At 62.0% G+C, this 8,632-nt stretch carries 7 protein-coding genes and 1 pseudogene; 1 reads left to right on the top strand and 7 read right to left on the bottom strand.

Annotated elements, in window-relative coordinates; genetic code table 11:
- Window positions 1–107 precede the first annotated feature (107 nt).
- From JKL45_RS18180 to JKL45_RS18160, 5 genes and pseudogenes are all read right to left on the bottom strand, one after another.
- Window positions 108–719, bottom strand: a pseudogene (locus JKL45_RS18180) (IS6 family transposase); the annotation flags it as partial.
- Between the two features lie 56 nt (window positions 720–775).
- Window positions 776–1,921, bottom strand: a complete 1,146-nt coding sequence (locus JKL45_RS18175; RefSeq protein WP_201862992.1) for an alpha-hydroxy acid oxidase — start codon at window positions 1,919–1,921, stop codon at window positions 776–778.
- 192 nt (window positions 1,922–2,113) lie between these two features.
- Complete coding sequence (locus JKL45_RS18170; protein WP_201862991.1) at window positions 2,114–3,025, bottom strand: complex I NDUFA9 subunit family protein; 912 nt, start codon at window positions 3,023–3,025, stop codon at window positions 2,114–2,116.
- Window positions 3,026–3,652: 627 nt separating this feature from the next.
- On the bottom strand, window positions 3,653–4,495 hold the full coding sequence (locus JKL45_RS18165) for a slipin family protein (RefSeq protein ID WP_201862990.1): 843 nt from the start codon (window positions 4,493–4,495) through the stop codon (window positions 3,653–3,655).
- On the bottom strand, window positions 4,492–5,844 hold the full coding sequence (locus JKL45_RS18160; RefSeq protein WP_246498662.1) for an NfeD family protein: 1,353 nt from the start codon (window positions 5,842–5,844) through the stop codon (window positions 4,492–4,494). Before JKL45_RS18160 ends, JKL45_RS18165 begins: the two co-directional genes overlap by 4 nt.
- A 422-nt stretch (window positions 5,845–6,266) precedes the next feature.
- Between JKL45_RS18160 and JKL45_RS18155 the strand changes: the two genes are divergently transcribed.
- Complete coding sequence (locus JKL45_RS18155) at window positions 6,267–6,992, top strand: DUF2270 domain-containing protein (protein ID WP_201862989.1); 726 nt, start codon at window positions 6,267–6,269, stop codon at window positions 6,990–6,992.
- 39 nt (window positions 6,993–7,031) lie between these two features.
- Here JKL45_RS18155 and JKL45_RS18150 read toward each other — a convergent pair whose 3' ends face one another.
- Window positions 7,032–7,355: a cytosolic protein gene (locus tag JKL45_RS18150; RefSeq protein ID WP_201862988.1), complete on the bottom strand. Its 324-nt coding sequence runs from the start codon at window positions 7,353–7,355 to the stop codon at window positions 7,032–7,034.
- Window positions 7,356–7,424: 69 nt separating this feature from the next.
- Complete coding sequence (locus JKL45_RS30690) at window positions 7,425–8,555, bottom strand: YbaK/EbsC family protein (RefSeq protein ID WP_201862987.1); 1,131 nt, start codon at window positions 8,553–8,555, stop codon at window positions 7,425–7,427.
- Window positions 8,556–8,632: the final 77 nt, after the last annotated feature.

Genomic DNA, 8,632 nt, shown 5'->3' with positions numbered 1-8,632 from the left:
CGGCGTCATTCGACACTGGACTATGTCAGCCCGGTTCAGTTTGAAAGGCTAGCCGGATCGCTACAAAACCGCTCTCCTCAAAAGCGAAGCAAATCCAGATGGCGAAGTTGGAAGTGGCTGTGGATCGAAGAATGAGTGGCGAGAAATTGCTGGGCCTGCCCGGCTGACTTGAACCGCCGCATGTGGCGTTCACGCCGTCGGGTGGGTTGGTGCGACACCTCACAGCGATTGTTCAGGTATCGGCTTTGCCGATGTTCCACGCCTGGCAGGATCTCGCGCCTTGCGGCCCCGTAAGATCCGAGTTTGTCGGTCACGATTACCCTCGGCACGTAGCACAGGCCCTTCAACAGCTTGCGAAAGAAGCGCTTGGCAGCCCGCTTGTTGCGCCGGTTGTGGACCAGCACATCGAGCACGTTCCCGTGCTGATCAATGGTTCGCCAGAGATAGTGCAGTTTGCCTCGGATGCGGACAAAGACCTCATCCAAGAACCATATGTCGCCGGGCTGTGGCCGGCGACGCTTGAGGGTCTTGGCATAGATCCGTCCGAAGCGCAGGCTCCATTCGCGGATGGTCTCATAGCTGACCACCACACCTCGCGCCGCAAGGATCAGTTCGACTTCACGCAGGCTGAGGCTGAAGCAGTGGTAGAGCCAAACCGCCTAGTTGATGACTTCGGCCGGAAAACGGAAGCCGCGGTACGGATTGAACATCGTGCTCATGCCTGTGACGCTGCCATAGACCGGAGCCCTAGCCAACCTGACAGTACCAGAAAGACTCATCGGAAGCGTATATTGTCACGGCTGAGTTGATCAATTGAGGTGCAGCCCATAAGCTTCATATCCCGCACGAGCTCTGTGCGCATCAGCTCAAGCGCACGTTCTACTCCTGCCTGACCGGCAGCCGCCAATGGGAAAAGATAATACCGACCGAGACCCACGGCCTTAGCCCCAAGCGAAAGCGCCTTGAGGACGTGACTACCGCGCTGCACCCCCCCATCCATAAGGACGTCGATGCGGTCGCCGACGGCATCAACGACTTCCGCAAGCTGTTCAAAGGCGGTGCGGGAGCCGTCGAGCTGCCGACCGCCATGATTTGAAAGTACAATCCCGCTGCACCCGATCTCGACCGCCCGCTTGGCGTCTTCGACGGACATCACACCCTTGAGGCAGAACTGACCGTTCCATTCTTCGACCATCTGAGCGACATCCTGCCATGACAGCGACGGATCAAGCATGTCGGTAAAGTAGCGGCTGATTGACATGGCGCCACGGCCCATGTCCACATGACCGTCGAGTTGTGGCAGCTTGAACGGCTCGTGCGTTAAATAGTTGAACGCCCAGGCCGGACGGATCGCAAACTGCGTAACCCCCGCGAGATTGAGCTTGAACGGGATCGAAAAGCCGGTGCGCTTGTCACGCTCTCGGTTGCCGCCCGTGATGCTGTCGACGGTCAGCATCATCACCTCGACACCAGCCTTTTTGGCCCGTGTCAGCATCTCCCGGTTAAGGTCGCGATCTCTGTGGAAATAGAACTGATAAGCCTGAGGCGTAGAGCTGATCCGGCGCGCCTCCTCCAGGCTTGTTGTGCCCAGGGAAGACACGCCGAACATCGTACCGAAACGTGCCGCTGCGGCGGCGACGGCTCGTTCGCCCTGGTGATGAAACAGCCGCTGGAGGGCGGTCGGCGAGCAATAAACCGGCAGTGCCAGCTTCTGGCCCATGACTGTCACCGAAAGGTCGACCTCGGTGACACCGCGCAGCACGTTCGGGACGAGGTCACAAGTGTCGAATGCGGCCGTGTTGCGGTGGTAGGTGACTTCGTCATCGGCGCCGCCGTCGATGTAGTTAAAAATCGGACCAGGCAGGCGCTTTTTGGCCAGTTGGCGGAAGTCATGAAAATTGAGGCAATTCTTAAGACGCACGGCGCTCGACCTCTGTTGCTTTGAACGACGACACCATAGCCGCGCCGCAGGAAATCGTAGACTGAAAACTGTCGAGTACCAATTGTTGGTTAGGCGTGGCGAGTTGCGACGAAGGCGCCAAGCATAACCAGGCTCGAAGTTCCTGCTCGGGCGGATTACGGTGCCATGGCCTTATGACAGGCGTCGGGGAGATCAGGCCCGCCGTCGGTAGACTGCCAGATACCCAGGCACGATTGTCTCAAGGGCTTTGGCTTCAACCCCGATATTGGCGAGTGTTGGCTCGGAGCCGCTGACCACTTTGTCAGTCCTCAGCAGCCGGACCTGATCGCGCGTGAGGGGCGCTTTGGGAAACAATTGCAGCAGCCCGCCTAACAGCTCAGCCGCCCAGTATGGCACGGGCACCAGCAGCGGTTGGACGCCGACGGTCGCGCAGACAAACTCCAGCAGCTCTTTGAAGGTGGAAACCCGCGGGCCTCCGAACTCGTAGGTCGTCCCACGGTTGGCTGGGCTCGCCAGAATGGCGGCGAATCCTGCCACCACGTCCGCAACATAGACGGGCTGAAACCTCGTCCGTCCGCCGCCGATCAGCGGCAGCGCCGGTAGCCGGCGCGCCAGCGTGGCAAAGCCGTTGAAGAAGTGATCGTCTGGCCCAAAGACCAGGCTGGGCCGGATGATTGTTGCCTCGGGAAACGCGGCACGCACCGCCGCTTCTCCGGCCGCTTTGGACCGATCCGCCTGGGCTGGTGCCGTGCGGCTGGCCCCAAGCGCCGACACATGGACGAGTTGCCTCACACCCAAGCGTCTGGCGGTGGCCGCAACCCGGTGAGCGCCGTCTTCATGGACGGCCGTGAAGGTTTGCCGGTGCGCCTGCGAGAGAATGCCGACCAGATTGATCACCGTGTCGGCTCCCTGGATCGCCGCCTCGACCGCCGCATCATCGAGAATGTTGGCCGCGACATACTGGATCCGAGCCGGCCTCGGAGGCTCTGCCGTTGTGAGCGGATGGCGCGCCGCGATCCGTACGGACGCTCCCGCCCTGGTGAGACGCTCAACCAGATGCCGTCCGATAAAGCCCGACCCACCGAAGACTGTGACGTGCTGCATCGCTGTCGTCGTGTCCCGCCAAACCCAGCGCAAGTCTGTTAGGCCTCAGGTCTGAGCGACCGAGCCATGCAACCGCTGTTGGTGAGGTTCCTCTGCGACTTCGATACCATATTTTATCTGTTCGAAGGTCAGTTCATAACAGAGTCAATGTGAAAACGCTCACGGGCCACTTCGTGGAGCAATTCTATGCTTTATGAAACTCAGTAGACCGGCTAATCCCCGGCGCAGCCGCATGAACTTGGACAAATAGTTTGCCGCGATCCGCTTGGATTGAGCTCTCACACGGGCTGGACCTGTAAGCGGTGGCCCGGGAGCTCCTTGATCCTGCAAATGACGATCTCGGCAATTCGCATCTCTCCTTATGCACCCATGCTCATCCGCGTGGAACCCCACAGAAGTCAAAGGTGATATCTTCGGACCAGCCGCAGGAAAGTCCTGAGTACCTGTCCCACGGTCCTATCCCTATCACCGACACTCGTTGCCTGTGCAGGATCTGTTGGATGCAGCAGGATCCCTATTGCACGCGGAGAAAGATGTTCGAGCACGGCTGTGAGTAGGGCAGGTGGGGATCTCTCTCATTGCACGGCAGCCGTCTCCGCAGCGTCCCTGCCATCCTGGGCAGGGGGCTCAGGCGCACTTGGCACCAAGGCTGGGCATCCCTGCCTCTCGGCCGCGGTCTTGCGGATCTGCTGCGTCGCGAGCCGCAGCGGCCTGACGCCCGGATGCGCCGCCAAGGTGCGTCAGAAGGTCCGTGGGCAGCGGAAAGATAATGGTCGACGAACGCTCGCTGGCAATATCGTGCAGAGCCGCAAAATAGCGGAGCTGCATCGCCTGTGGCTCAGCCGCAAGCAGTCTCCCCGCCTCCACGAGCTTTTCGGCTGCCTGCTGCTCGCCCTCGGCGTTGATCACCTTCGCTCGCCGCAGGCGCTCCGCCTCCGCCTGCTTGGCGATGGCACGGATCATGTTCTCGTTGAGGTCAATATGCTTGATCTCAACATTCGCCACCTTGATCCCCCAGGCATCCGTCTGCTGGTCGAGGATCTGCTGAATGTCGGCATTGAGCCGGTCGCGCTCGGCCAGCATCTCGTCGAGCTCGTGCTTGCCCAGCACCGAGCGTAGGGTAGTCTGTGCCAGTTGGCTGGTTGCGGCCATGTAGTTCTCGACCTTGATGATGGCCCGTTCGGGATCGACGATGCGGAAGTAGATGACGGCATTGACCTTCACCGAGACATTGTCACGCGAGATCACATCCTGGGGTGGCACGTCCTGCACGAACACCCGCAGATCAACCCGAACCATCTGCTGCACGAAGGGAACAAGGATGATCAGCCCAGGGCCCTTCACCCCTGTGAACCGGCCAAGGGTGAACACGATGCCGCGCTCGTATTCCCGCAGGATCCGGATGGCCGCGGCCAGGAAGGCCACGATGAGCAGCACCAGAACCAGGTAAGCGACATAATCGAAGATCATGGCTGTCCTCCTGGACTCACTGCCAATTCGGGCATGCGCCGCACCTCAAGCATCAGGCCGTCGATCCTGGTGATTGTAACATGCTCGCCCGGCATCAGAGCCTGGGAGGCTTGCGCCTGCCAGCGCTCCCCAAATGCGAGCACGTGCCCCTCTTGGCCCAACCAGTCGAGCACCTCTGCGGGCTGGCCGAGCATGGCTGAAGCGCCGGTGCGGACGGGCTGATGGCGGGTACGCCAGACATAGCCGAGTGTCAGGGACAAGAGGCCGATGCTGGCCAGCATGGCACCCCCAATCACTGTCCAGGAGAGCTGGAATTCCGGCGCATCGGTGTCGATCAGCATCAACGCTCCGAGCAGGAAGGCCACCAACCCTCCTGTTCCAAGCACCACGGTCGGGTTGAACGCCTCCGCGACCAGGAAGGCGAGCCCAAGCAGCATCAGCGCAAGCCCGGTGTAGTCCACCGGCAGCATGTTTAGGGCATACAGGCCGAGGACAAGGCAGATGGCGCCGATCACGCCAGGCGCGACGGCCCCGGGATTGCTGAATTCGAAGATGAGGCCGTAGACGCCGACGATCATCAGGATGAAGGCCACATTCGGGTTCGTGATCACCCCGAGCAGCCGGATGAGCCAACCCGGCTCCTCGGACCTGATCGTGAGATCCTTGGTGGCCAGGCGTTGGCGCTCGCCCTTGACCTCGACTTCACGTCCATCGATGCGGGCGAGGAGATCCTCAGGGCTTGTGGCGAGGAGGTCAATGACGCTCTTGTCCAATGCCGCCAGGGACGAGAGGCTTGCCGCCTCCCGCACAGCCTGTTCCGCCCAGTCCGCATTCCGGTGCCGGAGTTCGGCCAGGCTGCGGATGAAGGCAACCGCATCGTTGGTTACCTTGGCCGTCATGGCATCGCCAGATCCCAGCGACGGCCGATCACCGCCTTCCTTGTCCTTCTCGGGCTCCCGGGGGGCGGGTGCAAGCGGGCTGCCGATCTGCACCGGGGTTGCGGCGCCCAGATTGGTGCCCGGCGCCATGGCGGCCACATGGGTCGCATAGAGGATGTAAGTGCCGGCGCTGGCCGCGTGGGCACCGGCGGGGGCCACGAAGCCAATGACCGGCACGGGCGAGGCCAGCACGTCAGCGATGATCTCGCGCATGCTCGTGGCCAATCCCCCCGGTGTGTTCAGGCGCAGGATCACCGCCTCCACGTGCTGCGGACTGGCGGCGAGAAGGGTATCCTTGACGTACTTGGCGGTCGCGGGCCCGATGGGGCCAGTCACTACGATTGAGGTCACGTACCGATCCGCACCAGATTTGAGCTCGGTCTCCGAAGCGCTCACTGCCGTCGATACCATCAACACGATGACGGTGGCCATCATTCGGGTGACACGCTTCCGGAACACGTACCAGTCTCCGAGACTGAAGGTCTAGGTGCCCCTTTCGTTCATCATAGTACCAAACTGTCTCGCAGGCCATCAAGCTATGCGGAATGACATTCCTCCAAGCTGAGACGTGGTGTGCCTGGTGACGAGGGCGGCGGAGTTCGCCCGCGGCCTGTAGAAGTCCGAGCTGCGGCCAATCGCTACGCGCACCTGCTCCGCCAAGGGCCTGCAGCGGTTTCCCTCGATCATCTCGGCTGTCAGGAACCAAGCGTGAAGGATTGATCTGCGAAGGTCACCGGTCGGTGCTATCATCCCTTTTGGGGCCCTAAACCAGGACGCGCCTTCAGCGCTGACCAGAGTGTCCGAACGCCGTCCAGAGTGGAGGGAGAGACACCATGCGGCCGAAGAACATTCACAGCACTGTCCAAGATCTGCGCCCGACCATCACGGCACCGGTCTTTCCAAGCACCTCGACCGAGTTCATCAACGTCATGGCGCACTACCATCGCGCCGAGATCGCCCGCATGGCGGGCTGGCGCGACCGGATCGACCGCACCACCAACTGGGCCATCACCGTCGTGGCGGCCATGCTGTCGGTCTCGCTCTCCACGCCGACCGCCCACCATGGCGTGCTGCTGTTTGCCATGGTCCTGGTTCTGCTGCTCCTGGTGATCGAGGCGCGCCGCTACCGCTTCTTTGACGTCTACCGCAACCGCGTGCGCCGCATGGAGCGCAACTACTATGCCCAGATCTTTGCTCCTGAGGAGGGCACGACGGATGACTGGATCCACAAGCTGGGGGATGATCTCAGGCGTCCCTTGTTTCTGACCAGCCACAGCCAGGCCATCTCCCGTCGGATGCGGCGCAACTACTGCTGGCTGTTCCTGATCCTGCTGGTTGCCTGGCTGGTGAAGACCACCTTCATCCGAATGCAGGAGAGTGCCGTCGAAACCCGTCTGATCGGCACGGTCGGAGAGTGGGTGCGCAACTCTGCCATCGGCCCGGTGCCGGGCTGGCTCGTGATCCTTGCGGTCACGCTCTTCTATGGTTGGATCCTGACTACCTCGCTACGCCGGCTGAAAGGGGAGGGCGAACTGGCCTTCGGCAATGTCCATGTGTGACAACACCACCTTAACAGAAGCCATTGCCTCTCTGTAACTTCAGGCGGCCGTCTCTGTCCAATCCGGGTGCTTGTCGTCATGCATGACCGGCGGACCCAGCTCGGAAAACCGGAAGAGCCGGAAGGCACGGTCGCCGTTGACGTCCAGCACCCGCAGGTCATCATTATCGCGCGCATCGTTCAGAACGACTTGGAAGTGACCGCCATAGCGGGCCGCCACAAGATCGAGCGGCAGCTCGTAGGCGATGAACTTGCTGACCCCGTGCTCCTTCAGGCCGCGTAACAGGCCAGCGTCGGACAAGGACGGGTACGACGTCAGGATCACAATCGGTCCGCTACCGGCAAACACCATAGCTGCTTTCATCGTGCTTCTCCTTAGCTTGGCAACCCCCTGTCAGGCCCATGCCCGCCTTCTGCCACCCGAGCCAAGCCATCAAGCGCGACCGCTGAAAGATCCGTGCTGGGCCTGGGGATTGAGCCGGGCAAACTCGGCCCCGTTCACATGAACCAGCGTCGCATGGTCTCCACCCTCAAAGTACAGCTCCTGCTGCTGGTCGATGCTGGTGTCGATGATTACATCCAGCCCATAGCAGGCGCCCACCGCCGGAATCGCGCCGAACGCACAGTCGCGGAAGACGCCCGCGGCTTCCGGTTCCGTGGCCAAGTGAATCTCATGCCCGAGCTCCGTCCTGAGGTCGGACAGCCGGAGATGATGTGAGGCAGGGAGAACAGCGAGTTTGTAGCGGCCCCCATCGTTGAGCACGACAGCTTTGGCCAGCCTGTCACCCGGGATGTGACCTGCGTGGGCGGAGCCCAGAGCCGACAGGCTTGGTTCATGCGGCACAAGCTCGTACCGAATCCCGCGCTCGTCCATGTACTTTTGAAGTGTGGGTGCGATCGTCATGACGGGCCTCCAATGGGGCAAGGGGTTCCCTGCGTCACGAGGCATGTCCTGATCGACCGGCGCCGCGTGGCGCGGCTGCTTGGCATCTGCGTAGTATACACCCCTGCTTCGCCGGCGGCAAACGAACTGCTGGTCTGGCGATCTGCGTGACGGACTGGGCACCGCAGCCGAGTGCGCCATCAGCAGCGGAACAGTGGTGTTGGACAGAATGTGGCTGGTCGCCCCGCCGAAAATGAACTGCCGCAGCCGGCTCTGGGTGTAGGCGCCTTTGACGAGCAGATCGCACCCGAGCGACCCAGCCGCTGAGAGAATGGCCTCGCCGGTATGTCCATGTGGGTTCGGGACCGTTCGTGTTTCCACCGGCAGCCCGTTCCGTGCGAGGGTGTGGCTGAGATCCTGGGGGGAGGGGCCCGACACGCCCCAGTCCTCGAAGTCGATCACCACAACCCGCTGCGCCTTGGCCAGCAGGGGCATTGCCAGGGCCACCGTGCGGGCCGTCTCCGTACTCCGGTTCCAGGCAATCACCACGGTCGTGCCGAGAGTGGCAGGCGGGGTCGGAGGCACGAGCAGAACCGGCCGGCCGCTCTCGAACAGCGCCGCTTCGACCGTGGGCGGGCGCGGCTCCTTGGGCTCATCGCTCGGGCGCCGCCGGCAAGGCACTTTTCGTGATGAGCGGCGCTGGTGGGCGGAGCCAACTTTGCGATGTGCTTGTACAATACGGCTGCTGAGGTCTTCCG

The sequence above is a fragment of the Microvirga soli genome, from assembly GCF_016734765.1.
GTDB lineage: Bacteria > Pseudomonadota > Alphaproteobacteria > Rhizobiales > Beijerinckiaceae > Microvirga > Microvirga soli.
Note: the sequence above shows the minus strand (reverse complement) of the source record. Positions and strands in the feature narration are given on the sequence as shown.

What these genes read in the sequence shown, in the direction of transcription:
- JKL45_RS18160 (WP_246498662.1), bottom strand. Translation starts at nt 5,844, where the DNA reads ATGGTATCGACGGCAGTGAGCGCTTCGGAGACCGAGCTCAAATCTGGT.
- JKL45_RS18155 (WP_201862989.1), top strand. Translation starts at nt 6,267, where the DNA reads ATGCGGCCGAAGAACATTCACAGCACTGTCCAAGATCTGCGCCCGACC.
- JKL45_RS18150 (WP_201862988.1), bottom strand. Translation starts at nt 7,355, where the DNA reads ATGAAAGCAGCTATGGTGTTTGCCGGTAGCGGACCGATTGTGATCCTG.
- JKL45_RS18165 (WP_201862990.1), bottom strand. Translation starts at nt 4,495, where the DNA reads ATGATCTTCGATTATGTCGCTTACCTGGTTCTGGTGCTGCTCATCGTG.
- JKL45_RS18170 (WP_201862991.1), bottom strand. Translation starts at nt 3,025, where the DNA reads ATGCAGCACGTCACAGTCTTCGGTGGGTCGGGCTTTATCGGACGGCAT.